The sequence below is a fragment of the Arthrobacter sp. 05T442 genome (genome assembly GCF_056395945.1).
This window is the reverse complement of record NZ_JBFTKM010000011.1, coordinates 1-24,441: the sequence shown is the minus strand read 5'-3', so window position 1 is coordinate 24,441 and position 24,441 is coordinate 1. Positions and strand designations below refer to the sequence as shown.

Annotated in this window: 25 protein-coding genes, 1 tRNA gene and 1 riboswitch; of the genes, 11 read left to right on the top strand and 15 right to left on the bottom strand. The window is 67.1% G+C overall.

The window, feature by feature from the left end:
- Nucleotides 1–9: 9 nt before the first annotated feature.
- The 3 genes from AC1DES_RS11980 to AC1DES_RS11970 are packed head-to-tail and all read left to right on the top strand — an operon-like array spanning nt 10 to nt 1,952.
- Nucleotides 10–321, top strand: a complete 312-nt coding sequence (locus tag AC1DES_RS11980) for a DUF1737 domain-containing protein (protein WP_476895921.1) — start codon at nt 10–12, stop codon at nt 319–321.
- On the top strand, nt 318–743 hold the full coding sequence (locus AC1DES_RS11975) for a rhodanese-like domain-containing protein (RefSeq protein ID WP_476895920.1): 426 nt from the start codon (nt 318–320) through the stop codon (nt 741–743). Before AC1DES_RS11980 ends, AC1DES_RS11975 begins: the two co-directional genes overlap by 4 nt.
- The gene (locus tag AC1DES_RS11970) at nt 744–1,952 is read left to right on the top strand and encodes an O-succinylhomoserine sulfhydrylase (RefSeq protein ID WP_476895919.1); all 1,209 of its coding nucleotides are present in this window, start codon (nt 744–746) and stop codon (nt 1,950–1,952) included.
- On the opposite strand, the gene AC1DES_RS11965 is transcribed toward AC1DES_RS11970, so the two are convergent.
- The 5 genes from AC1DES_RS11965 to AC1DES_RS11945 all read right to left on the bottom strand — a co-directional run bounded on the left by AC1DES_RS11965 (nt 1,939) and on the right by AC1DES_RS11945 (nt 7,962).
- Complete coding sequence (locus AC1DES_RS11965) at nt 1,939–3,069, bottom strand: glutamate--cysteine ligase 2 (protein ID WP_476895918.1); 1,131 nt, start codon at nt 3,067–3,069, stop codon at nt 1,939–1,941. The genes AC1DES_RS11970 and AC1DES_RS11965 overlap by 14 nt on opposite strands.
- Nucleotides 3,070–3,189: 120 nt before the next feature.
- On the bottom strand, nt 3,190–4,713 hold the full coding sequence (locus AC1DES_RS11960) for a UDP-N-acetylglucosamine 1-carboxyvinyltransferase (RefSeq protein ID WP_476895917.1): 1,524 nt from the start codon (nt 4,711–4,713) through the stop codon (nt 3,190–3,192).
- A gap of 171 nt (nt 4,714–4,884) precedes the next feature.
- Nucleotides 4,885–5,688 carry an energy-coupling factor transporter transmembrane component T family protein gene (locus AC1DES_RS11955; protein ID WP_476895916.1) on the bottom strand — a complete coding sequence of 268 codons (804 nt, stop codon included), beginning with the start codon at nt 5,686–5,688 and terminating at the stop codon, nt 4,885–4,887.
- Nucleotides 5,685–7,313, bottom strand: a complete 1,629-nt coding sequence (locus tag AC1DES_RS11950) for an ABC transporter ATP-binding protein (RefSeq protein WP_476895915.1) — start codon at nt 7,311–7,313, stop codon at nt 5,685–5,687. Before AC1DES_RS11950 ends, AC1DES_RS11955 begins: the two co-directional genes overlap by 4 nt.
- A gap of 16 nt (nt 7,314–7,329) precedes the next feature.
- Nucleotides 7,330–7,962, bottom strand: coding sequence for an ECF transporter S component (locus AC1DES_RS11945; RefSeq protein WP_476895914.1), 633 nt, complete (start codon nt 7,960–7,962; stop codon nt 7,330–7,332).
- A 67-nt stretch (nt 7,963–8,029) separates the two neighbouring features.
- A riboswitch (TPP riboswitch) is annotated at nt 8,030–8,173 on the bottom strand.
- A gap of 218 nt (nt 8,174–8,391) precedes the next feature.
- Between AC1DES_RS11945 and AC1DES_RS11940 the strand changes: the two genes are divergently transcribed.
- Both AC1DES_RS11940 and AC1DES_RS11935 read left to right on the top strand, forming a co-directional pair.
- Nucleotides 8,392–8,940, top strand: coding sequence for a heme-degrading domain-containing protein (locus AC1DES_RS11940; protein WP_476895913.1), 549 nt, complete (start codon nt 8,392–8,394; stop codon nt 8,938–8,940).
- A 41-nt stretch (nt 8,941–8,981) separates the two neighbouring features.
- The gene (locus AC1DES_RS11935; RefSeq protein WP_476895912.1) at nt 8,982–9,245 is read left to right on the top strand and encodes a DUF4235 domain-containing protein; all 264 of its coding nucleotides are present in this window, start codon (nt 8,982–8,984) and stop codon (nt 9,243–9,245) included.
- Here the strand turns inward: AC1DES_RS11935 and mnhG are convergent.
- From mnhG to AC1DES_RS11905, 6 genes are read right to left on the bottom strand one after another with little or no spacing between them, the layout of a single operon-like run.
- Nucleotides 9,242–9,655 (bottom strand): monovalent cation/H(+) antiporter subunit G, encoded by a 414-nt coding sequence (mnhG, locus tag AC1DES_RS11930; RefSeq protein ID WP_476895911.1) that lies wholly within the window; start codon nt 9,653–9,655, stop codon nt 9,242–9,244. The genes AC1DES_RS11935 and mnhG overlap by 4 nt on opposite strands.
- Complete coding sequence (locus AC1DES_RS11925; RefSeq protein ID WP_476896022.1) at nt 9,645–9,920, bottom strand: monovalent cation/H+ antiporter complex subunit F; 276 nt, start codon at nt 9,918–9,920, stop codon at nt 9,645–9,647. Before AC1DES_RS11925 ends, mnhG begins: the two co-directional genes overlap by 11 nt.
- Nucleotides 9,920–10,465: a Na+/H+ antiporter subunit E gene (locus tag AC1DES_RS11920; protein ID WP_476895910.1), complete on the bottom strand. Its 546-nt coding sequence runs from the start codon at nt 10,463–10,465 to the stop codon at nt 9,920–9,922. The genes AC1DES_RS11925 and AC1DES_RS11920 overlap by 1 nt, the downstream gene beginning before the upstream one ends.
- Nucleotides 10,462–12,084 (bottom strand): Na+/H+ antiporter subunit D, encoded by a 1,623-nt coding sequence (locus AC1DES_RS11915; RefSeq protein ID WP_476895909.1) that lies wholly within the window; start codon nt 12,082–12,084, stop codon nt 10,462–10,464. The genes AC1DES_RS11920 and AC1DES_RS11915 overlap by 4 nt, the downstream gene beginning before the upstream one ends.
- Complete coding sequence (locus tag AC1DES_RS11910) at nt 12,081–12,656, bottom strand: Na(+)/H(+) antiporter subunit C (protein ID WP_476895908.1); 576 nt, start codon at nt 12,654–12,656, stop codon at nt 12,081–12,083. The genes AC1DES_RS11915 and AC1DES_RS11910 overlap by 4 nt, the downstream gene beginning before the upstream one ends.
- Complete coding sequence (locus tag AC1DES_RS11905) at nt 12,653–15,706, bottom strand: Na+/H+ antiporter subunit A (protein WP_476895907.1); 3,054 nt, start codon at nt 15,704–15,706, stop codon at nt 12,653–12,655. The genes AC1DES_RS11910 and AC1DES_RS11905 overlap by 4 nt, the downstream gene beginning before the upstream one ends.
- A gap of 180 nt (nt 15,707–15,886) precedes the next feature.
- On the opposite strand from AC1DES_RS11905, the gene AC1DES_RS11900 reads away from it, so the two are divergent.
- The 3 genes from AC1DES_RS11900 to AC1DES_RS11890 are packed head-to-tail and all read left to right on the top strand — an operon-like array spanning nt 15,887 to nt 19,014.
- On the top strand, nt 15,887–17,290 hold the full coding sequence (locus AC1DES_RS11900; RefSeq protein WP_476895906.1) for an MFS transporter: 1,404 nt from the start codon (nt 15,887–15,889) through the stop codon (nt 17,288–17,290).
- Between the two features lie 39 nt (nt 17,291–17,329).
- On the top strand, nt 17,330–17,812 hold the full coding sequence (locus AC1DES_RS11895) for a cation:proton antiporter regulatory subunit (protein WP_476895905.1): 483 nt from the start codon (nt 17,330–17,332) through the stop codon (nt 17,810–17,812).
- 5 nt (nt 17,813–17,817) lie between these two features.
- On the top strand, nt 17,818–19,014 hold the full coding sequence (locus AC1DES_RS11890; RefSeq protein ID WP_476895904.1) for a cation:proton antiporter: 1,197 nt from the start codon (nt 17,818–17,820) through the stop codon (nt 19,012–19,014).
- Nucleotides 19,015–19,061: 47 nt separating this feature from the next.
- Here AC1DES_RS11890 and dcd read toward each other — a convergent pair whose 3' ends face one another.
- The 4 genes from dcd to AC1DES_RS11870 all read right to left on the bottom strand — a co-directional run bounded on the left by dcd (nt 19,062) and on the right by AC1DES_RS11870 (nt 22,294).
- Nucleotides 19,062–19,637 (bottom strand): dCTP deaminase, encoded by a 576-nt coding sequence (gene dcd, locus AC1DES_RS11885; RefSeq protein ID WP_476895903.1) that lies wholly within the window; start codon nt 19,635–19,637, stop codon nt 19,062–19,064.
- Nucleotides 19,638–19,739: 102 nt separating this feature from the next.
- The gene (locus tag AC1DES_RS11880) at nt 19,740–20,186 is read right to left on the bottom strand and encodes an SRPBCC family protein (RefSeq protein ID WP_476895902.1); all 447 of its coding nucleotides are present in this window, start codon (nt 20,184–20,186) and stop codon (nt 19,740–19,742) included.
- Between the two features lie 318 nt (nt 20,187–20,504).
- Nucleotides 20,505–20,762, bottom strand: a complete 258-nt coding sequence (locus AC1DES_RS11875; RefSeq protein ID WP_476895901.1) for an adenylyltransferase/cytidyltransferase family protein — start codon at nt 20,760–20,762, stop codon at nt 20,505–20,507.
- Nucleotides 20,717–22,294 (bottom strand): sugar transferase, encoded by a 1,578-nt coding sequence (locus tag AC1DES_RS11870; RefSeq protein WP_476895900.1) that lies wholly within the window; start codon nt 22,292–22,294, stop codon nt 20,717–20,719. Before AC1DES_RS11870 ends, AC1DES_RS11875 begins: the two co-directional genes overlap by 46 nt.
- Before the next feature lie 473 nt (nt 22,295–22,767).
- Between AC1DES_RS11870 and AC1DES_RS11865 the strand changes: the two genes are divergently transcribed.
- From AC1DES_RS11865 to AC1DES_RS11855, 3 genes are all read left to right on the top strand, one after another.
- Nucleotides 22,768–22,841, top strand: a tRNA-Gly gene (locus tag AC1DES_RS11865).
- A gap of 148 nt (nt 22,842–22,989) precedes the next feature.
- Nucleotides 22,990–23,139 carry a hypothetical protein gene (locus tag AC1DES_RS11860; protein WP_476895899.1) on the top strand — a complete coding sequence of 50 codons (150 nt, stop codon included), beginning with the start codon at nt 22,990–22,992 and terminating at the stop codon, nt 23,137–23,139.
- Nucleotides 23,136–24,296 carry a N(5)-(carboxyethyl)ornithine synthase gene (locus tag AC1DES_RS11855; protein ID WP_476895898.1) on the top strand — a complete coding sequence of 387 codons (1,161 nt, stop codon included), beginning with the start codon at nt 23,136–23,138 and terminating at the stop codon, nt 24,294–24,296. Before AC1DES_RS11860 ends, AC1DES_RS11855 begins: the two co-directional genes overlap by 4 nt.
- Nucleotides 24,297–24,441: the final 145 nt, after the last annotated feature.

Genomic DNA, 24,441 nt, shown 5'->3' with positions numbered 1-24,441 from the left:
AGATCCGTCATGCCTGACGCGTCCACCCCAGCGGCACCTCCCGCCGCACCCGAAACGGCCGCGGAGGAAAAACTGGCCTACCGGCTGTTCACCGGCCCCGATGACCGCGCCTTCTGCGAGCGTGTCTCGGCCGCACTGGCCGACGGCTACGTCCTGCATGGAAGCGCCTCCGCCACCTTCAACGGCAGTACCGTGATCGTGGCGCAGGCCGTCGTCCTGCCGGCCGCCATCGCCAGCGCGGACGCCGCCGTCGCCAGCGCTGTGGATGATCTGGAGAGCGACGGTTTCGGCTCGGAAGACGCCTTCGAGGGCCACGCATGAGCTACGCCGGAGACCTTAGTCCGCAGGAGGCCTGGGCCAAGCTGCAGGACGGCGCCATCCTGGTGGACGTCCGCACGGAGGCCGAATGGGCCCACATCGGCATCCCGGAAACCGCGGCCGCGACCGCGACCGAACAGCCAAACGGCACCCTGTTCATCCAGTGGAACCTTGCCGGCGGCATCCCCAATTCGCGGTTCATCGCCGAACTGAAGGCGCGGGTGCCGGAGGACACCGCCGTCGAACTCGTGTTCCTCTGCCGCTCCGGGGCCCGCTCCATCGCTGCCGCGACCGCAGCCACGCAGGCCGGGTACACCTCGTACAACGTCCTCGAAGGCTTCGAAGGCGAACCGGACCGCTACGGCGACCGGACCGTCAACGGCTGGAAGAACCGCGGCCTGCCCACCAGCATTGGAAAGAAATAAGTGACTTTCAACCCCGACGCCGCCGGCTGGAGCCCCGACACCCAGGCTGTCCGCGGCGGCCTTGACCGCACCGGCTTCCAGGAAACCACCGAACCGATCTTCCTGAACTCCGGATTTGTCTACGAATCCGCCGCCGCCGCCGAGCGCGCATTCACCGGCGAGGACGACCGCTTCGTCTACTCCCGCTACGGCAACCCCTCGGTCGCGACCTTCCAGGAACGGCTCCGGCTGCTCGAAGGCACCGAGGCATGCTTCGCCACGGCATCGGGCATGTCAGCCGTCTTCACCGCTCTCGGCGCGCTGCTCGGGGCCGGTGACCGTGTGGTCGCGGCCCGCTCGCTCTTCGGCTCCTGCTTCGTGATCCTCAACGAGATCCTGCCCCGCTGGGGCGTGGAGACGGTCTTCGTCGACGGCCCGGACCTGGACCAGTGGCGGACCGCGTTGTCCAAGCCGACGACGGCGGTCTTCTTCGAGTCGCCGTCGAACCCGATGCAGGAAATCGTCGACATCGCCGCGGTGAGCGAACTCGCGCACGCCGCGGGAGCCACCGTCGTCGTCGACAACGTCTTCGCCACTCCCCTCCTGCAGCGCTGCGGAGACCTCGGCGCGGACGTGATCGTCTACTCCGGCACCAAGCACATTGACGGGCAGGGCCGGGTCCTGGGCGGTGCCATCCTGGGAACCAAGGAGTTCGTGGACGGGCCCGTCAAGCAGCTCATGCGGCACACCGGTCCGGCACTGTCCGCCTTCAACGCCTGGGTCCTGGCCAAGGGCCTGGAAACCATGGCGCTGCGCGTCAACCACTCCTCGGCGTCGGCGCTGCGCCTGGCCCAATGGCTGGAAGAGCAGCCCGCCGTCAGTTGGGTCAAGTATCCGCTGCTGCAGTCCCACCCGCAGTACGAGCTCGCCGCGAAGCAGATGAAGGCCGGCGGCACCGTGCTCACGCTGGAGCTTTGCCCCTCGCCAGGGCGCTCCGCGAAAGAGGCAGCCTTCGCCCTCCTGGATGCGCTGCGGATCATCGACATCTCCAACAACCTGGGTGATTCGAAGTCCCTCATCACGCACCCGGCGACGACGACCCACCGCGCCATGGGCCCGGAAGGCCGGGCGTCGATCGGACTGAGTGACGGCGTAGTGCGGCTGTCCGTGGGCCTGGAAGACGTCGAGGACCTCATCCGCGACCTCGGGCAGGCGCTCAAGCAGATCTAGCCGGAACTGCCTTCCCAATGCCCTGCTGCGTTGTCACGTTGACCGCGTGGGCAACGACGCCGGCCAGCCCGGCATCGCTGAACTGGCGGCGCTGTGCCTGGGAACCGGTGCCCTGCTCGAGGATCCGCTTCACGCCCGCGCGTACCAGGGGGAGTTCGCCCTGCTCTGCCAGCACCGGGGCCACGTAGTCCACGAGCGCTTCGACGACCTCCCGGGCAGGGGCGGGCCGGAAGCTGCCGAAATCCAGCAGCTGCCCGGCCACACCGCAGTTGCTCGCCTGCCAGGCGGCCATCCGCAGGAGAACGGTGGGCACGGGGGCGGGCTCGACGCCGTCGTTCCACTCCCGGCTTGCCGATTCCACGAGCGCGCGCACCAGGACCGCGATCAGTGCCGTGTCCTCGGCCCCGAGGCACACGTCGGCCACCCTGATTTCCACGGTGGGATGGTGCCGGCACAGCCGGGCGTCGAAGTAGATCATGCCTTCGTCGAAGAGCACGCCGCTTTCCAGCAGTCTGCGGACCACGCGCCGGTAGACGGCCAGGCTGCCAAAGATCATCGACGGGCCCGCAGCCGGCCACCGGTTCCAGGCCTGCGTGCGGTAGCTTTCGAATCCTGTCTCCGCGCCATTCCAGAAGGGCGAGTTGGCGCTGAGGGCTATCAGCACGGCCAGCTTGTCGCGGATCCTGTCCATGACCGCGACCCCCTCTTCGGGGGACTCAACGAAGGTGTGGACGTGGAGGCCGCACGTCAGCTGGTCGCGGACAGTGACGCCGTACCGTTGCTCCATGGTGGCGTACCGCGGCTTGGGCGTGGTGTGGGTCTCCGGGGCAAGCGGGGACGTGGCCAGGGCCGCCACGCGGGCGCCGTGCATCCGGGCGGCCTGGTCCGCGGCGGTCCTGCCCTGCCGGATTTCCGCCAGCAGCCGTGCATGATCCAGGCACGGCACGGTCTGGGTTTCGATCTGTTCGAGCTTGAGCTCGTAACTGAATCCGGCGTCGTCGTGGCACACGATGTCCCGGGGATTCAGGCGGGCCATGAGGGCGTCAGCCAGGGCAAGCGGGGAGCCCGTCCCCGGGTCGACAATCAGGAGCTCTTCCTCAACGCCGAAAGTGCGCATGCATCTATTGTGCGCGGGAGGACAGGGCCCGCGCCACAACGCGGCGCCACTCCGCGCCCGTCCCGGGGCCCCGGATGGGCGGGGGTGACCGCGCGGCTCAGGCCGGGACGAGCCGGGGAATCAGTCCTGGAAGTACTCGATCTTCGCGCCGATGGTGTTGAGGCGCTCGGCCAGGTCCTCGTAGCCGCGTTCAATGACGTAGATGTTGCGCAGTTCCGAGACTCCGCGGGCGGCAAGCATGGCCAGCAGCAGGCAGGCGGCCGGACGGAGGGCAGGCGGGCAGCCCACCTCGGCCGCACGCCACTTGGTGGGCCCGTTGACGTAGATCCGGTGTGGGTCAAGCAGCTGCACCTGGGCGCCCAGCTTGTTCAGTTCGGTCAGGTAGATCGCCCGGTTCTCGTAGACCCAGTCATGGATCATGGTCTGTCCCTGGGCGTTGGCAGCAATGACGGCGAAGAACGGCAGGTTGTCGATGTTCAGGCCGGGGAACGGCATGGGGTGGATCTTGTCTTCCGGCGCGCGCAGCTCCGAGGGTTTGGTGGTGACGTCGACCAGCCGGGTCCGGCCGTTGCGGGCCACATACTCGCCGGAGATTTCAAGCCGCTGGCCCATCTGTTCCAGCGTGGCGAGCTCGATTTCCATGAACTCGATCGGGACGCGGCGGATGGTGACTTCCGAGTTCGTCACGATGCCGGCGGTGATGAGGCTCATCGCCTCGATCGGGTCCTCGGACGGGAAGTATTCGATATCCACGTCCACAGACGGGCGGCCGGTGATCTTCAGTGTCGTGGTGCCGACGCCGTCGATCGCCACGCCGAGCATCTGCAGGTAGAAGCACAGGTCCTGCACCATGTAGTTGGGGCTGGCGTTGCGGATGATCGTGGTGCCCCGGCGGTGCGCGGCTGCCATGATGGCGTTTTCGGTGACGGTGTCACCGCGTTCGCTCAGCACGAAGGACCGGTCGTCGCCGTCCGACGGCGGCGCCTGCACGGCGTAGAACCCGGACTTCGCCTCGACGCTGAGGCCGAACTGGCGCAGCGCCTGCATGTGCGGCTGCACCGTGCGGGTGCCGAGGTCGCAGCCGCCAGCGTAGGGCAGCCGGTATTCGCCGGATTCGTCCAGCAGGGGGCCCAGCAGCATGATGACGCTGCGGGTCCGGCGGGCGGCCTCGACGTCCATGGACGCGAGGTCCAGGACCGCGGGCCGGCGGATCTGGAGATCGTTCGCGTTGAGCCAGGTGCATTCGACGCCGATGCTGGTCAGGACCTCGACGATCCGGTTGACCTCTTCGATCCTGGCCAGGCGGCGAAGGGTGGTGGTGCCGCGGTTGATGAGGCTGGCGCAGAGCAGGGCCACGCCGGCGTTCTTGCTGCTGTTGACGTCCACGGCGCCGGAGAGGGTGCGGCCGCCCTCAACCCGGAGGTGGGTCATCTGCGGCCGGCCCACTTTGACGATCGTCCGGCCGACGATGGTCTCCAGCCGCTGGATCATCTTCAGGCTCAGGTTCTGCTTGCCCTGCTCCATCCGGGCGATCGCGCTTTGGCTGGTGCCCAGTTCGGCGGCCAGCTGTCCCTGCGTCCAGCCCTTCTCCCCGCGGGCATCGCGGAGAAGGACGCCTACGTATTCAGCAGTCTGTTGAGTCATTCCAGAAAAATATCACGGATGAGTTATCCGCCCCGGCAATCACGCCCGGAATGGCGTTAATCTCACACCGTTACCCGCGCTGTGCGATAACCGGGGCGGCGCCCGCGGCGGACCGCAGGGTCGCCTCCGGTGCGGGACTCGGGCACTGCGCCGTTCCGGCGTCGGAATCTGTTATTGCCGGGTGAGGAAGACGAGGTTCCAGGTGCCGGCCCCGAGCGCTGCCGCCGCGGCGGCCGCGGCGATGCCCAGACCGCCCAGCAGAACCCAGATGTCGAGGCCGCTGAACGTCGAGGCCCTCGCCCAGGTCCGTGCAGCGCCGCCGAAGCCCCGGGCTTCCATGGTGACGGCGAGCCGGGAAGCGCGCCGGATGGCCTGCACCATCAGCCCGAAACTCTGCCCCAAAGTCGCACGGAGCCGTTGATACGGGTTGCCGCGCGAGCCCACGCCGCGGGCACGCCGGGCCATGCCGATGGTCTGCCATTCCTCGGCCATGAGCCCCACGAGGCGCATGGCCGCCAGGGTGCCCAGGACGAAGCGGTGCGGAAGCTTCGCGTTCTGCGCCAGGGCGTCCGCCAGGTCCGTGGGGTCGGTGCAGCTCATCAGCAGCACCGCGGGCAGCGCGATGGCGAGTCCGCGGAGCATGAAGCCGAGGCCCAGCTGCAGGGATCCGGCGCTGATGGACCAGATGCCGGCATCGAACAGTATGGGTCCGGTGTCCGGCGCGAGGATGGCGGTGCTCCAGCCGCCCAGCGCCGCGGCGAGCGTCAGGGGCCAGCCCCGCTGCCAGAGGAGGGGAACGGTCAGTCCGGCCAGGGGGACAAGCATCAGTTCGAAGGCAAGCGCCACGGACGCCGAGACCCAGTCGATCGACAATGCCAGCACCAGGGTGATCATGACGACGGCGGCGAACTTGGCCAGCGGATTGGCCCGGGTCAGCAGGGAACGGTTGCCGCGCAGGCTCAGGACTTGCCTCATGGCGCCGCCACTTCCAGCCCCGGTGCGTTGAGGCTGAGTTCGGCGCCGCCGAGGACGGCGGTAAATTCCTGATCGTGCGTGACGGAGACGACGGCAGTGCCGGCCTCGAGGAGCTCGGAAAGGAACGAGGCGAGCTCGGCCCAGGTGTTTGCATCCTGACCGAACGTGGGTTCGTCGAGCACCAGCACCCGAGGGTGGGCGGCGAGCACGGTGGCCACCGAGAGCCGCCGCTTTTCACCGCCGGAGAGCGTGTAGGGGTTGGCGTCCACCAGCTCCGTAAGCCGCAGCCGCTCGAGCAGCTCGTCCACACGCTCCTCGCCATAGCCGAGGTGCCTGGGCCCGAACATCAGCTCGTCAAGCACGCGGCCTGTGACGAACTGGTGCTCGGGTTCCTGGAAGACGGTCCCGATCCTGGCGATCAGCTGCTGGGCCTTCCACCGGTACGGGTCGATTCCGGCGCCGGCGCTGAGCTCCATAGTTGCGGAGACCGCCCCGGAGACAGGCTGCAGGAGACCGGCCAGGGTTAGGGCAAAGGTCGACTTCCCCGAACCGTTGGGTCCGGTGATCGTCAGGGCCTCCCCCGCACGGACCCGCGCTGTGATGCCGGACTGCACGGGATGCGGCGGAATGGTCCGGAACCCCCCGCGTCGGCCCGCCCGGCGCGGCCGCTCACGGGACACCGCCAGGTCTTCCGCGGCGAGCAGCAGCGCTCCGGCCGCCACCCCGGATGCCCCGGCCGTCCCGAGGGTCCCGGCTGTCCCCGCCGTACCCCCCGCTGAACGGGCCCGGGTCGTTGGCACATGCCCCGGCACCCAGACGCCCGCAGCAATGAGCATGTCCCGCGCCTGCTCCAGGACCTGGTCGGGGGGCCCGTCAATCAGCACGGCGGATTCCGTGGCCGACCCCGGCTGCAGCACCACGATCCGGTCCACGAGGTCTTTCCACACGGCCACGCGGTGTTCCACCACAACCAGGGTGGCGCCGGTCTTGTCCAGGCTGCGGCCCACGGCGTCGCGGACCTCCAGGACGCCGGCAGGGTCCAGGTTGGCGGTGGGTTCGTCGAGAAGGAGCAGCCCGGGACGCATCGCCAGGATGCCGGCAAGCGCCAGTCGCTGCTTCTGCCCGCCGGAGAGGGCCGACGTCGGGTGGTCCAGCGGCAGCCGGCCCAGCCCGACGTCGTCGAGCGCTTCCTGCACACGCCGCCAGATTTTCTCCGGCGGCACGGAAAGGTTCTCCGCCCCGAAGGCGACGTCGTCGCCGAGGCGCGAGAGCACCACTTGGGTTTCCGGGTCCTGCTGCATGAGCCCGGCCCGACCGCGCTGCGCGCGTGGCGGGCAGCCGTCGATCAGGAGGCTCCCTGTCTCGTCGGAATCCTCCGCGTCCGCGGGCAGGCCCGGCGAACCGGCTCCGCCCGCGGCGCCGGCGGAACTGTCGCCGAGCACGCCCGCCAGGGCGTGGAGCAGCGTGGATTTGCCGGCGCCGGAAGGGCCCAGCAGCAGCACCCGCTCCCCGGGCCGGATGTCCAGGTCCAGTCCGTTGACCGCGGGCCGGGGCCGGCCGGCGTGCCGCCAGCCCCAGCCGCGGGCCGTGACCGCTGCCGGGCGGACCGTGTTGGAAGGTGTCATGTGCGGCGCGCGGACGTCAGGAAGAGACGGGCTCTGTGGCGGCCTTGCGGGACGCGAAGGAGCCCAGGACCCCGGTCCTGGCCAGGCCGCGGGTGGCGAGCCAGGCCAGGGCTCCGGCGATTACTGCGCCGGAGACTGCCGTGAAGATGATGTAGGCGAGCTTGTCCCCGGGCTCGTAGGCGATGTTCCAGCCCCAGGGCAGGAAGGAGTCGTTCAGGCCGCAGAACAGGCCCGCGCCGGCCCCTGCCAGCAGGGACACCGGCAGGTTGAACCTCTTGTACAGGAACGCGGCGAACACCAGTTCCGCACCGAGGCCCTGCAGGACACCGGAAATCAGCACCGTCGTGCCGTACTGCGAGCCCATGATCAGCTCGCCCGTAGCGGCGACGGTTTCGCAGAACAACGCCGCCCCCGGCTTGCGGACAATGAGCATGCCCAGGATGGCCGGAATCATCCAGCCGCCTGCGTAGAGGCCGGACAGCGGCGGGTAGAGCGCATTAACAGGTGCCGAGACCAGGTTGGCGCCCTGATCCCAAGCCCAGAAGATAACGCCGCCGGCAACGGCGATCAGCGCAGCCACGACGATGTCGACCACACGCCAGTTGTAGCCGCGCCGGTTGAGCGTCTGGTTTGCAAAAATATCAGTCATGTCGTCCTCCTGAGGAACAGGAGGGGAGAGTGCCCCGGCCGGCTGTGGCTTTCGCCGCCGCTCCGGGCACTCTGAGAACTCGACTCCCTTGCGCCGGTACTAACCGGATCAGGTTCGAGGGTCTGCGGCTGTCCGCACTCTCAGCGCCCACCTTTGGCTTCCCCGGATCTCCCCGGTGATGACCGACGGCGGCGCTCCCCTGTCGTATCTAAAATCACCCTTGTGGGCGGTGTCCAGTTTACACCCGGCAGTCCGGGAATCCGCGGCCGGCAGTCACAATCTGGAGCCGGCGGCCGGCCCGGTCCCTGCCGGCAGGGAACACGTCCGCGCCGGTGTCCGTGAGCACCGGGCTTGATAGAGTCGGCAGTGGCGCGGACACGGGCTGCCGCCGGAGGGCAGACGGACAACCAACCGGAAAGCTGGATTATTGTGACGCTTACACCAGCCACATCAGGGTCCTCCGCTGACTATGACCCGGACTCGAGCGAGCCGCAACCGCCGGGGTCCCTGGCGGCGCTGATCGGCCGCATCCTGTCTGAGATCGACGCGCTCCAGTTCGCGTCCTTCAGCAAGGACGACGCCCTGGACCTCGGGCTCCTCCTCGTTGAGCTGGGCAGGACACGCTCACTGCCAATCGCCATCGATATCAGCAAAGGCGAGCAGGTCCTCTTCCACGCGGCACTGGACGGCGCCACCCCGGACAACGAACGGTGGATCAACGCCAAGAAACGCACTGCCGTGCGGTACGAGGTCCCGTCGCTGCTCGTGGGCCTCCGCGCCCGGGCAGCCGGCGGACGGATCGAGGACAACGCCTGGTTCGACCAGTCCATGTTCGCCGCCCACGGCGGCGCCTTTCCGATCTACCTAAGGGGCACGGGGGCGGTCGGCACCGTCACGGTCTCCGGGTTGCCCCAGAAAGCCGACCACGATCTGGTGGTCGAAGCCCTGTCGGAGATACTCGGCCGGGCTGGGCGCTAGGCTAGGGGAAGCCCTGTTTCCTGCCGCAAGGAGTCCCAAGAATGAACATTGTCATCAAACTGCTGGGCACCGGCATCAGCCTGCTGGCCGGCTTCGCCGGAACCAAGCTCGTCGACACCGTCTGGGAAAAGACCACGGGCAACAAGCCGCCCAAGGGCCATGACGACGACGTCCCCACCACGCTGCGCTCGGCACTGACCTTCGCCCTGATTTCCGCGTCGGTCAGCGCCATCATCCAGGTTCTCGCGAACCGCGGCACGCAGCGTGCGGTCACCCGTTTCGCCAAGACCCAGGACATCGTCTAACCCCGGCCGTCGGCCCCGCCGCCGTCGTCGTCCAGCCGACGCTGGGCGGCCGCCCTCTGGACCACGGCCTCGAGCTCGTCCGTGCTTAGCAGCTCGGGGTGCAGGTGCTTGGTCCGGTAGCCGGCCCGGCCCACCATGTGGGCGGCGACAGGCACGGTGAGCAGCTGGAAGAGCCACGCCACCATCAGCACGGGCCAGACCCACCAGACGCGCATTTGCAGACCCACGGCCAGAAGCAGCAGGAACAGGCCGAGCACCTGGGGCTTCGTCGCGGCGTGCATCCGGCTCATGAGGTCCGGGAACCGCAGCAGCCCGACGGCCGCAGCGAGGGACATCAGCGCACCGGCCACCATGCAGACGGCGGATACGGCGTCGATCACGGCGTCGGCGGGGAGCGTGTCAGGAATCACGGGTGGGTTCCCTCCTGTCCGCCACGAACCGGGCCACCGTGACGGAGCCGACAAAGCCGATGATGGACATCGCCACCAGCAGCATCAGGTTGTTCAAATTCCGGTTGACGGCCATGTCAATGCACAGTGCGGCGCCGAAGATGGCCAACAGCACATCGACCGCGAGCACCCGGTCCAGCAGCGACGGGCCCCTCGCGATCCGGATGATGGCCCCGGCCGCGGCCACGGAGAGTACGACGGCGGTCACCGTCAGAACAAGCTGCATCACGCGCCCACCTCCTGGTTCAGTGCGGACAGTTCGTCCTTGGTCCCCATGATGCGGATCAGGGAGGCCTCGGTGTCCCGGACCTCCTTGCGGAGCCTGGCCCCGTCCTCGGCATTACGGACATTGATCCCATGGATATAGAGCGTGGACGTCGACCTGTCCACCTCCACCACCAGCGACCCGGGAATCAGCGAGATCACATGCCCGGTGGCCGTCACCAGGAGGTCGGAACGACTCCGCAGCGGGACGGCGACGACGGCGCTGATCACCCGCGGTCCCCGGACGACGGCAAGGAACAGTACCTGGAGGCTGGCCTCCACGACCTTCGCCAGGAACACAAACGCGAAGAAGATCGCACGGAGGGCGTTGAAACGTCCGCCGAGTTCCACCGGCGGCAAGTAGAACACCCTGGCCACCACCACCGCGACGAGTGCCCCGAAGAGCAGGTTGCCCGGACTGAAGTTCTGCCAGAGGGCACCCCAGACGATCACAAGCCACACCAGCAGCGGCAGTTCCTGGCGCAGCGAGATCCGCTTCCGGCTCATTTCCGGCCCTCCGGCCGCTGGCCGGGCGCGAGCTCGGCGATCGCCGGGACGGGCGCGTCCTCGCCCAGCACCGCCTGGATGTACGAGGACCTGTCCAGCATCTCCCTTGCGGACTGGTCGGCCACCTTGAACAGGGGCCCTGCGAAAACTGTCAGCGCCACGCCGAGGATCACCAGGCCCAGGGTGGAGCCCACCATGGTCCGCGGCAGCAAGATGACGTTGGATTTCCCTGCCCTGTTCCCGGTGGCCGAGTCCCGGGAAGCGGCGAGCAGCACCGCGTCCGGATGTTCCGCGTCCTCGGGTTTGCGCCAGAACGCGCGGTTCCAGACCCTGGCGACAGCCAGCAGCGTCAGCAGGCTGGTGAGCACTCCCCCGATCACCAGTGCGTAGGCCAGCGGCGTGCCGAGCTGGATGCCCGCCTGCAGGAGCCCGAGCTTACCCAGGAAGCCCGAGAACGGCGGGATCCCGGCCAGGTTCATCGCGGGGACGAAGAAGAGCACGGCCAGCAGCGGGGACAGCTTGGCCAAGCCGGCCACGCGGTCCACCGAGGAGCTTCCGCCCCGGCGTTCAATCAGGCCGGTCACCAGGAACAGGCTGGTCTGGATGGTGATGTGGTGGACGACGTAGAAGACCGCGGCGGCCAGGCCGGCCGCCGTTGACATCGCCAGTCCGAACACCATGTAGCCGATGTGGCTGACCAGCGTGAAGGACAGGAGCCGCTTGATGTCGCTCTGGGCCAGGGCGCCGAGGATCCCCACGACCATGGTCAACAAGGCGGCCACCATGAGCGGCGCATTGAGCGTGTCCCCGGGGAACAGGAGCGTCTCCGTGCGCACCATGGCGTAGACCCCGACCTTGGTCAGCAGGCCGGCAAACACCGCCGTGACGGGGGCGGGCGCGGTCGGGTAGGAGTCCGGGAGCCAGAAGGACAGCGGGAACACCGCAGCCTTGATGCCGAAAGCAACCAGCAGCATGACGTGCAGCAGGGTCCGCGTGCCCTGGTCGAGGTCGGCGAGCTTGATAGCGAGGTCGGCCATGTTGATAGTTCCGGTAGCGCCGTAGATCATGGCGATCGCGATCAGGAAGAGCACCGAGGAGACCACCGAGACCACCACGTAAGTGACCCCGGCGCGGATGCGGGGGCCTGTCCCGCCCAGTGTGATCAGCACATAGCTGGCCGTCAGGAGGATCTCAAAGCCCACGTAGAGGTTGAAGAGGTCCCCGGACAGGAAGGCGTTGGACACCCCTGCCACCAGGATCAGATAGGTGGGGTGGAAGATCGATACCGGCGCGTCGCGGTCGCCGTCGGCCATGCCCTGCCCTGTCGCGTAGACCAGCACGGCGAGGCTCACGGCGGAGGACACCACGAGCATGAGCGAGGAGAACTGGTCCACCACCATCACGATGCCCCAGGGCGGAAGCCAGCCGCCGAGGTTCACCGCTGCCGCCCCGCCCTCCCAGACGGAGGCAAGGAGCCAGCATTCAAGCAGCAGCGTCAGGGACAGGACCGCGATGCTGACGGCCCGCTGGGACCGGGGGGACCGGATCAGCAGGAACGCCAGTGCGGCGCCAAGGATGGGAAGTACGACGGCGAGCGGGGCAAAACTGGTGATGTTCACTCTCCGCCTCCTTCCGGGCTTAGGGCCGCGTTCCGGGATCCCGGCCGTTCTTCCGCGGCGGCGTTTTCAGCCAGGACCGGGCGGTCGCCCGACATGATCGCTGCGGCGGTCTCCCCGGCGGCGTCTGAAATCCCCGTGGCATCGGAGCCGATCATGGCCAGGGGGAATTCGGAGGTTTCGACGGGTATCACAGAGTCGTCCTCGGCGTCGAAGCGGGGCGTCGCCGCGACGCGGCGGTCTTCGGCATCGTCCTGGATCTCGTCCTGGCGGGCCAGGACCCACGAGCGGTAGATGATGCCCAGCATGAAGGCTGTGACGGCGAAAGAGATCACGATCGAGGTCAGGATCAGGGCCTGCGGCAGGGGGTCGTTATAGTCCCCCGGGTCGGTGTCCTTGTTGAACATCGGCGCCAGCCCGGCGTAGCCGCCGGTCGTGAGGATCAGCAGGTTGGTGGCGTTGGCCAGCAGCATGAGGCCCAGCAGGACCCGGGTCAGGCTGCGCTCGAGGATCAGGTAGATGCCGCAGGCGTACAGGGCTCCCATGACGGTCAGCAGGGTCAGATTGACGTTCACGCTATCCCCTTGCCCGTCGTTTCCGCAGGGATTCCGCCGGCTTCCTGTTCTTCCAGCGGAGCCGCGGGATGTTCTTCGAAGTGCTCGTCGATTTCTGCACCCAGGCTGCGCAGCACGTCCAGGACCAGGCCGACCACCACCACGTACACACCGATGTCGAAGATGGTCGAGGTGACGAACTTGATGTCGCCGAATACGGGCAGCCAGAGCTCGACGATGGCGCTCTGGAACACCTGGCCGCCGAGCAGCAGCGGCATCATGCCGGCGGCCGCCGCAGTGGCGAGGCCGATTCCCAGCAGGGTGCCGGCGCCAACGGGCGTGGCTTCCCGCAGCTCGAAGCGGCCCCCGGCGAGGTAGCGGATGGTCAGGGCCAGGCCGGCGGTGAGCCCGCCGGCGAAGCCTCCGCCCGGCAGGTTGTGCCCGGACAGCAGGAGGTAGATGGAGAAGACGATCATGGAATGGAAGATGAGCCTGGCGACGACTTCGAAGATGATCGAGCGCCGTTCCGGTGCCATGGTCCGCCCGGCCACGAGCCACGCGTCGCGGGTCGCGGCGGCGAACCGGCGGCTCAGCGCCAGCGCGGCATCATCGCGGGTGTTGCCCCTCGCACCGTTGCGCCGGCCCACAGTGCCCTCGGCCACGGACGAAGACGTCTGGATCCTGTCTCCGCGGCCCCGGACAAAGATCAGGCTTGCCACGCCGGTGGCAGCCAGGGCCAGCACCGAAATCTCGCCGAAGGTGTCCCAGGCGCGGATGTCCACCAGGGTGACATTGACGACGTTGAGGCCTCCGCCGCCCTCGTAGGCCAGCCGCGGGAACTCCAGCGAGACCGGAAGCGCCACGCGGGCCCCGAGTGCGTAGATGGCCACGAAGATCATCGTGGTTCCGAAGGCGAGGCCGATGATTACCCGGATGACCCGGTATTTTCCGCCGGTCCGGTCCCGCAGCTCGGCAGGGAGGCTGCGCATGGCCAGGACGAACGCCACCAGGATGATGGTTTCCACGAGCATCTGGGTCAGTGCGAGGTCCGGTGCGCCCTGCAGGGCAAACATCAGCGCAACGCCGTAGCCGGTGACGGAGACCATCAGCACGGCCAGGAAACGTTTGTTGGCACGGACGGCAGCCAGCGCTCCAATGACGATCCCGGCACCGGCCACCAGCTGCAGCGGCGAGTTGGGGTCGATGAAGTACAGGCCGCCGGGCAGCGGCTTGCGGGCAAGCAGCAGCGCCGAAAGCGGCAGCGCAAAAGCCACGGTGAGGATGACTGAAAGGTAGAAGAACAGCGAACCACGCTGGGTCCGACCGGTCACCCAGACGGCCGTGTCATCAAGGGCCCCGATGGTGGTCTGGTAGGCGCGGTCGCCGTCGATCCAGCCGGGGACCCGGCCCTGCAGGCGCGCCACGGCGTTGCGGCCGTAGTACATGGCGAGGCCCAGCGCGAAGGTTACGGCGGTCAGCCCGAGGGACACGGTGAAACCGTGCCACAGTTCCAGGTGCCCCGCGCCGCCGCCGGCGGAGGCGCCGTCGTGCTCGCCGCCGTCAGCGAAGAGCGCGGCGTAGGGCTGGATCCAGCCGTCCACGGGGGCGGGCCACAGTCCATAGACGATCGTCAGGAGGCTCAGGACCGCCGGGGCGGCGAGGAACGCCGGCTTGATCGGCTTGAACGCCGTGGGCTCGACGCCGGGCTTCACCGCGAAGGCACCCCACATGAAGCGGGCACTGTACGCGAAGGTCAGGATGGAGCCCAGGACCAGCCCTGCCAGGATCAGCAGCCCGGGCACGGATCCGGTGCCGTAGTGGACGAACGCCTCGAAGACCGATTCCTTCGCGACGAAACCGGCCAGCGGCGGGACGCCGGCCATCGAGGCCGCGCCGATCGCAGCGACGACCGCCAGGGCGCGGGCAGACCCGTAGACGCCGGAGAGTTTGCGCAGGTCGCGCGTTCCCGCCTGGTGGTCGATGATGCCGACGACGAGGAAGAGGGTGGCCTTGAAGAGCCCGTGCGCCAGTAGCAGCGCGAGGCCGGCGAGCGCCGCGTCGGGCGTTCCGAGGCCGACCACCATGGTCAGGAAGCCGAGCTGGCTGACGGTGCCGTAGGCGAGGATGAGCTTGATGTCAGTCTGCCGGAGGGCCCGGTAGCCGCCCACCAGCATGGTGGCCAGGCCCAGGCCCAGCACCATCGGCAGCCAATAACTTGTTCCGGCGAATCCGGGTGCGAGCCGCGCCACGAGGTAAATGCCGGCCTTCACCATGGCGGCCGCGTGCAGGTAGGCGCTCACTGGTGTGGGGGCCGCCATGGCGCCGGGGAGCCAGAAATGGAAGGGGACCAGGGCGGATTTGGTGATGGCACCGATCAGGATGAGGACGACGGCGGTGCCCACGGCGTCCCCCGCGGGGCCGGTGGCCAATGTGGGGGCTTGTTCCAGGATGGCCTGGATCCGGTACGTTCCTGCGGCCGAGCCGAGGATGATCAAGCCCACGAGCATGGCCAGGCCGCCTGCGGTGGTCACCATAAGCGCCTGGAGCGCCGAGCGCCGGGCGGACAGTCGGGTGCGGGCGTAGCCGATCAGCAGGTACGAGAGCACCGTGGTCAGTTCCCAGAAGACGAACATCAGGAGGAGGTCATCTGCGCTCACAAGTCCGAACATTGCGCCGGCGAAGGCGAGCAGCTGGGCCCCGAAGCCGCCCAGATGCTCGTCCTTGTCCTTGAAGTACCGGGCGCAGTAGACAAGCACCAGCGCCCCCACGCCGAGGACCAGCAGCGACATGACCCAGGCCAGCGCGTCCATCCGGAAAGCGAGCTCAAGCTTGAGGCCGGCGATCCACGGCAGCACCTCGGCAGTGCCGGCGCCGGGGCCGCTGCCGGCGCCGTGGGACCCCGCACCGACAGATTCGGCGCCCGGGTAGACGGCGCCGTGCTGCAGGACCAGCCAAAGGAACGAGGCGGCCGGAACGGCGGCCAGTGCGTAGAACGAGTTCCTGCCGAACCTGCGGAAGAGGAAGGGCGCCACGGCAGCCACCGCAAAGTGCACGGCAAGGACTGTGATCACTGGTATCTCCGCAACGTCAGGGATTCGATTGTCGGCAAGTTGGAGCAGGCGGGTATTCGTTAGGTTCGGTGCCGACAGTTTACCAAGCGTGTACAAATTCTTTCGGCGGTGATTCCGCGGGCCGCGATTCCCTGGGCCGGCGGCGCCGGGGCGGCGCGCACAGCGGATACTATTTTCGCTATGAACTCCGCCGCCGCCCCCGAGGCCATGCGACCGTCACCGGAACTGGAATCCGGGAACTCCGTTTCCAACCGGGGGCGTGTCCTGGCCTGGGCGGCGTGGGACTGGGGCTCCGCGGCCTTCAACGCCGTCATGACCACGTTCGTCTTCACCGTGTACCTGACCTCCAAGGCATTCGGCGGCGAAGACCAGGCCTCAGCGGTGCTCGGCGGCGGCCTGGCCATCGCCGGCGCGGCCATCGCCTTGCTGGCACCGGTCACCGGCCAGCGCTCCGACACCGGCGGCCGGCGCAAGCTGTGGCTGGGGGTCAACACGGCCGCCGTCGCGCTTCTCACGGGACTGTGCTTCTTCGTCTTCCCGCGCCCGGAGTTCCTGGTGCTCGGCGTGAGCCTTATTGCGCTGGGGCATGTGTTCTTCGAGTTCGCCGGGGTGAATTACAACGCCATGCTCGCGCAGATCTCCACCCCACGGAATATCGGCAAGATCAGCGGCTTCGGCTGGGGCATGGGGTACCTCGGCGGCATCGTGGCCTTGCTCGTTGTGCTCCAACTGTTCGTCCAGCCCAGCTTTCAGTGGTTCGGCGCGTCAACCCAGGACAGCCTCAACATCCGGCTGGTCGCCGTATTCTCCGCCCTTTGGTTCTTCGTCTTCGGCCTCCCGGTGCTGTTCGCCGTGCCGGAGGTCCCCAAGGCACAGCAGGGCTCTGGCCTGGGGTTCCTGGCGTCGTACGGCCTGCTCCTCCGCCGCATCAGGGCAATCTACAAGACAAGTCCGCACACCATCTACTTCCTGCTCGCGAGCGCCATCTTCAGGGACGGGCTGGCCGCGGTGTTCACGTTCGGCGGCATCATCGCTGCCGGCACCTTCGGCTTCGGACTGAAGGACGTGATATTCTTCGCGATCTTCGGCAACGTCGTGGCCGCCGCCGGGGCCATCATCGGCGGCTTCCTGGATGACAGGATCGGACCGAAGGCAGTCATCATCGGCTCCCTGGCCGGTCTCCTCGTCGCGGGTAGCGCCATCCTGGTGCTGGGCAACGGCAGCTACGTCGTCTTCGGCGCGGACTGGGCCGGCAGCGCCACGTTCTGGACGTTCGGCCTGTTCCTGTGCCTGTTCGTGGGTCCGGCGCAGTCCTCGTCGCGCGCCTACCTCGCAAGGCTCGCCCCTCATGGCGAGTCCGGCGAGCTTTTCGGCCTCTACGCCACGGCCGGCCGTGCGGTGAGCTTCCTCGCCCCCGCCTTGTTCACCCTGTGCATCGCCGTTGCCACCCCGCTCGTGGCGGCGGGCGAAGCGCAGCGCTGGGGGATCCTCGGCATCATGGTCGTCTTGCTGGCCGGGCTGCTCGTCCTGCTGCCGGTCAAGCCGCCGGGCAGGGCCGAAATCGCGGTCATACCGGCGGTCTGAGGATCCCCGAAAAGCCGGTGCGCGCACTAGGCTGAAGACATGAACGTGGATGAGACAGACCTCCCCGGCCTCGGCCGGCGCAAGGACTTCATGACCGCCTCAGGGCGACGGATCGGCGTCGTGGAATACCGCGAAGGCCAGACGGAACTGATCGTCTCGACGTGGGACGACCCTGACACGTGCCAGGCGTCCATCCCGCTGACCGCCGACGAGGCCGCCGCCCTTGGCAACCTCCTGGGCGGCCAGCGACTCGCCATGCAGCTCTCCGAAGCCCACCGGGAGGTCCCCGGCATCGTCACCCGGCAATTCTCAATCGGAGCCGAATCGCCCTTCCACGACCAGCCGATGGGCAAGGCCTGCATCCGTACCCGCAGCGGCGTCTCGATCGTGGCCATCATGCGGGAGGGCGAAGTGCTCCCCTCCCCAGGTCCCGACGTCGTCCTGCACCCCGGCGATCTCCTCGTTGCGGTCGGAACCCAAGAAGGACTGGATACGGCGGCCGGCATTCTCCGCAACGGCTGAACGGCATGGATCCGCTCGCACTGACCCTGATCGAACTGGGGGCCGTCGTCTTCTGCCTCGGCCTGCTGGCGAGGCTGGCCGGGCGGATCGGCATGTCCCCCATCCCGCTCTACTTGGTGGGCGGGCTTTTTTTCGGCGCCGGAGGCCTGGTCAAACTCGAAGGAATGCACGAGTTCGCCCATCTCTCCAGCGAGATCGGCGTGATCCTGCTCCTGTTGATGCTCGGATTGGAATATACGGCAGCGGAACTCGTGACGGGGCTGCGCCGTTCCTGGCAGGCCGGGGTCTTGGATCTGCTGCTCAATTTCCTCCCCGGCGCCGGGCTGGCAGTGATGCTGGGCTGGGGCCTGGTCGGGGCCATGGTGATGGGCGGCGTCACCTACATTTCGTCATCCGGAATTGCCGCCAAGGTCATCACTGATCTGGGACGGATCGGCAACAGGGAAACCCCGGTAATCCTGTCCATCCTGGTCTTCGAGGACCTGGCCATGGCCGTCTACCTGCCCATCCTGACGGCCACCCTGGCCGGCGTCAGCTTTCTCATGGGCCTCCAGACCGTGGGAATCTCCCTGGCAGTCGTAACTTTTGTCCTGGTGGTGGCCCTGCGCCACGGCCACCATGTGTCAAGGGCTGTGCACAGCGAGAACTCCGAGGTGTTCCTTCTGAACCTGCTCGGCGCCGCGCTGCTCGTGGCCGGGCTGGCCGCCGCCCTGCAGGTCTCCGCGGCTGTGGGCGCCTTCATGCTCGGCATTGCCATCTCCGGTGCCACGGCCCACAGCGCCACCCGGATCCTGGAGCCGCTCCGTGACCTCTTTGCGGCGATCTTCTTCGTGGTCTTCGGCCTCAACACGGACCCGACAACCATCCCGCCGGCCCTCGGCTGGGCCGTGCTGCTGGCCGTCTTGACGGCGGCCACCAAGGTGGTCACGGGAGTATGGGCTGCCAAGCGGGCAGGGATCGGTGTGCCCGGCCGTTTCCGTGCCGGGGCGGCCCTGATCGCCCGCGGCGAGTTCTCGATCGTCATCGCAGGCCTTGCCGTGGCCTCCGGCGCCGTGCCCCACGAACTGGCAGCCCTGGCGACCGCCTACGTGCTCATCATGGCCATCATGGGCCCGCTCGCCGCGCGTTTCGTGGAACCGATCGTGCGGACGTTGCGCCGGCCTGCCAAGAGGCCCGCCGTCCGGGCGGCAGGGCCGGCCTAGCTGAGGCTGCCGGCAGGGTCCGCCTGGCGCTGCCGGCAGGCTGCGCCTTAGATCTCGGTGCGGTGGAAGTTCAGGTGGCTGCGGCTGGCTGTGGGACCGCGCTGGCCCTGGTAGCGGTTGCCGTACTCGCCGGATCCGTAGGGGTGTTCCGCGGCCGAGGACAGCCGGAAAAAGCACAGCTGGCCGATCTTCATGCCCGGCCACAACTTGATCGGCAGTGTGGCCATGTTGGACAGCTCCAAGGTGACGTGGCCTGAGAATCCGGGGTCGATGAAGCCAGCCGTCGAGTGCGTCAGGAGGCCCAACCGGCCCAATGAGGACTTGCCTTCCAGCCGGGCGGCGATGTCGTCCGGCAGGGTCACGGTCTCGTAGGTCGAGCCGAGGACGAATTCCCCCGGGTGCAAAATGAACGGCTCCCCGGGCTCGACCTCGACGAGGCGGGTCAGGTCGGGCTGCTCCTCCGCCGGATCGATGTGGGCGTACTTGTGGTTGTCGAAGAGCCGGAAGAACCTGTCAATCCTGACATCCACCGACGAGGGCTGGACCATGACAGGGTCGAAGGGCTCCAGAACAATCCGTTCGGAGTCGATTTCAGTACGAATGTCGCGGTCAGAGATCAGCACAGGATCAAAAATACCGCACTCCATGCCACGGACACAGCCCAGGCCGGCGCGCAGGCCCAGTGTTACCTCCGGGTTTGCCTGCCCCTGATAGCCGGTACCCGGCTAATCTTCGGCGGGCATGTCTTCCAGCACGGCCTTGAGCCGCTCCAACTGGCAGACCTCGGCCTTCATCCGCCGGCGGAACGAGTTCGTCACGAGGGCAAGGAATCCCTTGGCCTCGCATTCCAGGGCGAAACGGACGCGGGTGCTCGTTCCTTCCGTGCTCAAGTAGTAGCCGCCATGCGGGCGGGCCGATCCGACGATCACCTGGTACTGGATCTCGGCGCCTGGCCGGGCTTCGGTGATCTCAAAATCGGTGGCAACGGTACGGCCGCCGGGTCCGGCGGAAGTCTGCCGGTACACGGCTCCCTTGGCCCCCGGCGAGCCCGCTTCAAGGTCGACGCTGCGGATCCCTTCCCGCCAGCTCGGGAGATTCCTGGCGTCCAGCAGGAAGTTGTAGACGCTCATGGCACCGCGGTGAATGACGATGTCGTACTCTGCGAATGCCACTGGGATCCTTGCTCGGCGGACGGCTGATGGGCGTAGCCCGCTTCCCCGGAACTGCAGCTAACTGGATCAGGATATTCAGTGGCGGCGCCCATTCCGCGGCGACTCAGGAGCCTTTACCGAAGAGTTACGCAAGGGGCTGCCACTTCGTCAGCGGGCCCCCACTCGCCGGGCAGAAAAGTGGAGGGACTACGAAGGGCAGCCCTTGATGGGATGCCAGCGCCTGAAGTCCGGAATTCAGGAGCTCCAGGGTCCGGCGGAGCGCGGTGCTGGACGTGTGCATCGTGTACGGGAAAGAGACTCTGCTATCGCCTCATCCACTTATCGGATGTGCCGGACGATGTCGAGTCGCTCGGCCAGGGGACTTACCGGCGCCCGGCCTTTCGTCGGGAACGGCCGCTTGTCCGTAACGACTGCGGCGATCGGGAGATCACAGTGCTGCTTCGCGTGGCGGAGCAAATTGAGATGGCCGGCGTGGATGAGGTCAAAGGCTCTGGCTGCGTAGCCTCTTCGGCTGGTTACGGCACCTCCTGTCAGTACGCGCCGACTGGGCTGCGCATGGCTTTGAAAGTCCTCCACATGATGATCAGGTCGCCGGTAAGCGACCAGTTCTCCACGTAGTAGAGATCCAGGCGGATGCTCTCCTCCCACGGGAGGGTGGAACGGCCGTTGATCTGCCACAACCCCGTTATTCCAGGTTTAATGAGCAGCCGGCGGTTGGTGAACTTCTCGTAGCCTTCGACTTCCGTGGGCAGCGGCGGCCGGGGTCCAACTAAGCTCATTTCGCCGGTCAGGACATTCCAGAACTGCGGAAGCTCGTCCAGCGAATACTTGCGCATCCATCGCCCGCACTTGGTGACCCGTGGATCGTCCCGGATCTTGAAGAGCAGTCCGGAACCCTCATTGAGCTCACGCAGGGAGTCGAGGTCTGTTTCGGCAGTCTGAACCATGGACCGGAATTTCAGCATGTGAAATGGAATGCCGTTTCTGCCCGCCCGTAGCTGGCGGAAGATGATAGGGCCGCGGCTGTCCCGTTTCACGATGATGGCGAGAACCAGCATGAGGGGCGACAACACCAGCAGCGCCAGGGAGGCGGCGGCGATATCCACGACACGTTTCAGAACATGCTTGCCCCCTGCGTACTGGGGCAGCTCCACGTGCACGAGCGGCAAGCCATCGACCGGGCGCCAGTGGATTCGGGGACCGGCAACGTTCGTGAGGCTGGAGGCCAGGACCAGTTCCGTTCCCGTGGCCTCGAGTTTCCACCCAAGTTCCCGGATGTACTTGCTGCCACCAGGGACCGGCCCCGCGACGATGACGGCGTCCGCACCCGCCACTTCCACCATCCGCGAGACATCGGCCAGGGTAGATACCACCGGCACCCGGTACCACGGGGGCCGCAGCTCCGTGGACTTCTCCAAGGTCGGCAGCGCCACTCCGGAAACCTGGTAACCGGCGGTTGAGTTCTTTTCGATCTGGTTGATCACGTACTCGACGTCTGTCGCCTCTCCGATCACAATCACTCGGGAAAGGAACTCGCCCCGGCTCCGCTTCCGGTTCAGCCAGTTGCGCCAAAGCCATCGGGTGCCTGTGAGCAGAAGCAGCCCCAAGGGCAACGCGACGGCGAAGTAGCCACGCACCACGTCAAACCGGACAAAGACCATCGCTATGGCCAGCGCGCCGAACAGCTTGAGCGTGGCTTGTGCCACACGCTTGTATTCCGCGGCGCCGACACCAAACGTCCGACTGTCACGGGTGTGGTAGACCTCCAGGACAGCGATCCAGGCCACAAGGAGCAGTACGGAGACCACCAGATATCGCGCTTCGAAGTCCACCCCGGTGGGGGTCGTTGCATCGGCGCCGAACCGAAGGACGTAAGCCGAAGCCACCGACACGGCAATCGCTGCCGTGTCGGTGATTCGAAGGCGGTTGGCGAACTTCTTCCACCGTAGGGTGGCGGCGCTCCTTGGCGCCGTGGTGTCAATCCGGGATTCGTCGTCCCACGTCGCATGCAGGGACCCAGCAGACGGGCGCGGGCGCACCTGGAGCCGGGCCGGATCCCTCAACCGGGCCGCCGCGTGGAATGGCCGGCGCTGCTTGAGTTCGCTCATGGCCGCCGCCGAAGGGCGCGGGCAGCTTCCGCATCGCCTTGGGAGACGGGGCCGGAGTGTCTGGAGATAAAACCTTGCTGGCCCAGTCCATCCGATGGCGGGGAAGGATGAACTACCATCAACTTCTGGTTAAACATGGCGCGACCTTCTAGCGAGTGGGTTGGCTGTGCTCTGCCAAGTAAAATGGATGATTTTAGGGGGCACACGAGTGTGCTCTACGCCTCTTTGATTTGCTGACCACTCGCCTCTACCTGCACGATTTACCCAGCCCTGAGAGAGTGCTACCTGTTCATCGGCGGGGTGTGCCCCAATATTTTTTGGGGTCGGAAGAACATGTCGCCGGAAGCGCACAAGCAAAGCCGCGAAATCTGGCCGGCCCGCGGCTCAGGTGTTCAAGGAGCGCGCCAGACTGAGGTATTGTAAATCTCGTTGTTTCACCGGGATTATTGACCAGATTATTGGCTGGTCCCACTGCGGCTGTAGCTCAATGGTAGAGCGCTAGCTTCCCAAGCTTGATACGCGGGTTCGATTCCCGTCAGCCGCTCCAATTCCCCCGCCGGGGCCCGCCCCGCGGCCGCTCCAGTCCCGCTGGGAACCCCGTAGTGCAGGGCACCTGGCCCCGCCGGCATCCCGTTAGGTCATTACCTGTATCGTCAGGAGTCAGGAACCCCCTCGGTTCCGCTACAGGAGCGATCATGGCTGACAAATCCCCCCGTCAAGCAGCATCCAAGAAGTCCGGCAAATCCCTCAAGGAAAAGCGCGCTGACAAGAAAGCCGCCTCGGCGCCGGCCAGCTCCCTCGACAAGGCAACCGCCACCAAGTCCGCGAGCCCCAAAAAGAAGTGACAAGTGCACCGAAGCACCTCACTCTTGGAGTCGTGGCCAGCGCGCGGAAAACCGACGAGCGCCGCCTCCCGATCCACCCGCTCCATATTGACCGAATCGCCCCGGAACTGCGCCAGCAACTGATCCTCGAAGAAGGCTACGGCGAACGGTTCGGCGTTTCCGACGCCCATCTGGCGCCGCTCGTGCGGCGCATTGTGCCGCGCGCGCAACTGATGGCCGATGCCGACGTCGTACTCCTGCCAAAGCCCCAGCCCGCAGACCTTGCCGAGCTCCGTGACGGCCAGATCCTCTGGGGCTGGCCGCACTGTGTCCAGGACCGGGCGATCACCCAGCTGGCGATTGACAAGAAGCTCACCCTGATCGCCTTCGAGGCGATGAACCACTGGGCCAGCGACGGCGGCTTCGGCCTGCACGTGTTCCACAAGAACAACGAACTGGCCGGTTACTGTTCCGTGCTGCACGCCCTGGCGCTGACCGGTTCCACCGGCGTCTACGGCCGGCGCCTGAGCGCCGTTGTCATCGGCTTCGGGGCCACTGCCCGCGGCGCGGTCACGGCACTGAATGCCCACGGCATCCATGATGTCCAGGTGCTGACCAACCGCGGGGTCGCGGCCGTGGGGTCACCCATCCATTCGGTGCGGATCGCGCAGTTCGACCACGATGACCAGGCCCCCTTCCTCAGCGAGGTCATCACCGAGCGCGGGCGCGTGCCGCTGGCACCGTTCCTCGCTGAGAGCGACATCGTGGTCAACTGCACCCTGCAGGACCCCAACGCGCCGCTGACCTACCTGCGGTCCGAGGACCTGGACGCATTCCGTCCGGGCAGCCTGATCGTGGACGTCTCCTGCGACGAGGGAATGGGCTTCAGCTGGGCGAAAACCACCACCTTCGCCGAACCCATGTTCAAGGTCGGCGAACACATCGACTACTACGCGGTGGACCACAGCCCGTCCTACCTCTGGAATTCCTCCAGCTGGGAAATCAGCGAGGCGCTGCTGCCCTTCCTGGAGACGGTAGTCTCCGGCCCCGGGGCGTGGATGAAGAACGAGACCATCCGCCGGGCGATCGAAATCCGCGACGGCGTCATTCTCAACAAGGACGTGCTGCAGTTCCAGCAGCGGGCGCCGGAGTACCCGCACCCGCCCCTCGCGGACTAGACGATATGAAGTGTGGCCGGTTCCCGGTCCGGAGGACTGGAACCTCGGGTTCAAAGAGGTTCGTGGGTTGCCGTTCCGGGTCTTCCGCACGTTAGGTGCGGGGGTATGGACTGGCAGAGCCACATTTGAACGTCTGGAGGTTCCA

Excerpts from the sequence above, each read along its gene's own strand:
- AC1DES_RS11980 (WP_476895921.1), top strand. The coding sequence starts at position 10 with ATGCCTGACGCGTCCACCCCAGCGGCACCTCCCGCCGCACCCGAAACG.
- AC1DES_RS11975 (WP_476895920.1), top strand. The coding sequence starts at position 318 with ATGAGCTACGCCGGAGACCTTAGTCCGCAGGAGGCCTGGGCCAAGCTG.
- AC1DES_RS11965 (WP_476895918.1), bottom strand. The coding sequence starts at position 3,069 with ATGCGCACTTTCGGCGTTGAGGAAGAGCTCCTGATTGTCGACCCGGGG.
- AC1DES_RS11960 (WP_476895917.1), bottom strand. The coding sequence starts at position 4,713 with ATGACTCAACAGACTGCTGAATACGTAGGCGTCCTTCTCCGCGATGCC.
- AC1DES_RS11955 (WP_476895916.1), bottom strand. The coding sequence starts at position 5,688 with ATGAGGCAAGTCCTGAGCCTGCGCGGCAACCGTTCCCTGCTGACCCGG.
- AC1DES_RS11950 (WP_476895915.1), bottom strand. The coding sequence starts at position 7,313 with ATGACACCTTCCAACACGGTCCGCCCGGCAGCGGTCACGGCCCGCGGC.
- AC1DES_RS11945 (WP_476895914.1), bottom strand. The coding sequence starts at position 7,962 with ATGACTGATATTTTTGCAAACCAGACGCTCAACCGGCGCGGCTACAAC.
- AC1DES_RS11935 (WP_476895912.1), top strand. The coding sequence starts at position 8,982 with ATGAACATTGTCATCAAACTGCTGGGCACCGGCATCAGCCTGCTGGCC.
- AC1DES_RS11925 (WP_476896022.1), bottom strand. The coding sequence starts at position 9,920 with ATGCAGCTTGTTCTGACGGTGACCGCCGTCGTACTCTCCGTGGCCGCG.
- AC1DES_RS11920 (WP_476895910.1), bottom strand. The coding sequence starts at position 10,465 with ATGAGCCGGAAGCGGATCTCGCTGCGCCAGGAACTGCCGCTGCTGGTG.
- AC1DES_RS11900 (WP_476895906.1), top strand. The coding sequence starts at position 15,887 with ATGAACTCCGCCGCCGCCCCCGAGGCCATGCGACCGTCACCGGAACTG.
- AC1DES_RS11895 (WP_476895905.1), top strand. The coding sequence starts at position 17,330 with ATGAACGTGGATGAGACAGACCTCCCCGGCCTCGGCCGGCGCAAGGAC.
- AC1DES_RS11890 (WP_476895904.1), top strand. The coding sequence starts at position 17,818 with ATGGATCCGCTCGCACTGACCCTGATCGAACTGGGGGCCGTCGTCTTC.
- AC1DES_RS11870 (WP_476895900.1), bottom strand. The coding sequence starts at position 22,294 with ATGAGCGAACTCAAGCAGCGCCGGCCATTCCACGCGGCGGCCCGGTTG.
- AC1DES_RS11860 (WP_476895899.1), top strand. The coding sequence starts at position 22,990 with ATGGCTGACAAATCCCCCCGTCAAGCAGCATCCAAGAAGTCCGGCAAA.